Origin of the sequence: Synechococcus sp. H55.10 (genome assembly GCF_047502715.1) — a bacterium.
Taxonomy (GTDB): Bacteria; Cyanobacteriota; Cyanobacteriia; order Thermostichales; family Thermostichaceae; genus Thermostichus.
Genome location: NZ_JANSJJ010000238.1, coordinates 1 through 473 on the forward strand (window position 1 = coordinate 1; position 473 = coordinate 473).

The 473-nt window shown below is 58.8% G+C and carries 2 protein-coding genes; both read right to left on the reverse strand.

Annotated elements, in window-relative coordinates; translation table 11 throughout:
• Nucleotides 1-232 (reverse strand): YceD family protein (locus NW858_RS12025; protein ID WP_414520592.1); only part of this gene is annotated, 232 nt, incomplete at its 3' end.
• Between the two features lie 72 nt (nucleotides 233-304).
• The gene (locus NW858_RS12030; RefSeq protein WP_414520593.1) at nucleotides 305-472 is read right to left on the reverse strand and encodes a R3H domain-containing nucleic acid-binding protein; all 168 of its coding nucleotides are present in this window, start codon (nucleotides 470-472) and stop codon (nucleotides 305-307) included.
• Between the last annotated feature and the right edge of the window lies 1 nt (nucleotide 473).

Sequence of the window (473 nt, forward strand, 5' to 3'; positions counted from 1 at the left end):
ATATGTGTATAATAGACAGGTGGTTGAACTGCTGCAGGCAGCGGTGACAGGTGAGGGTGACGATGGTGCGGGCCTCGGCGCTCACCTCCAGGAAATGCCCCCGGTGGCTGGCCTGCAGGGATCCCTCCACAGGGGTCAAGCTCTCAAAACCTGAAAAAAACTGCCTAAACTGTACCTCTTGGGTTTGACCGGGCATCTGCCGCAGGTCGGATAGACGAATTGGCCTCAGCATGACATCCCCCTCTATACGTTCTGGGTAGCAGGGATCCCTAGAATCGCCCCTATCGGCAAGAGTGCCCCCAGGTCAGGGTCGAGAAGAGGCCCGCCGGATCACCAGACGACGGTCAGGCTCTTTGCCACGGCTGAAGGTTTCCAGATCGGCGTAGGCAGGGTCTTTCAGCAGCGTGTGGATCTGCCGCCGCTCGGCAGCAGAAAGATCGGGAAACTCGTATTCCCGACCACTGGTTCTCACC